At 76.1% G+C, this 285-nt stretch carries 1 pseudogene; it reads left to right on the top strand.

Going from position 1 to position 285, the window contains the following annotated elements:
* Positions 1–42 precede the first annotated feature (42 nt).
* A pseudogene (locus tag IH13_RS41135) lies at positions 43–285 on the top strand (VanZ family protein); the annotation flags it as partial.

The raw sequence follows: 285 nt of genomic DNA, 5'->3' as shown, positions 1-285 counted from the left end.
CCCGCCCCCTCCCCCCTCTCCCCCTCCTAGGAGGACGTCCCTGTGACCGCCCGTAAGCCGTCCCGCAAGTCGCCCGAGCCCGTCGAGGTCCCGCCCGCAGCGCAGCCGGTGACCACCGAGGTCACCGGGACCGCCGCCGAGACCCCGCCGCCCGCCAAGCGCACCACGGCCAAGCGCACCACGGCCACCAAGACCGCGAGCGCGAAGTCCGCCGGGGCGAAGGCCGCGGGCACGAAGGCGGCGAGCACGAAGGCCGTGCGCACCAAAGCGGCGAGCGCCAAGGCT

Source organism: Streptomyces sp. NRRL WC-3549 (assembly GCF_000721935.1).
In the GTDB taxonomy this organism is placed as follows: Bacteria; Actinomycetota; Actinomycetes; order Streptomycetales; family Streptomycetaceae; genus Streptomyces.
The sequence above is the reverse complement of the archived record's forward strand: the minus strand, read 5'-3'. Positions and strand labels throughout refer to the sequence as shown.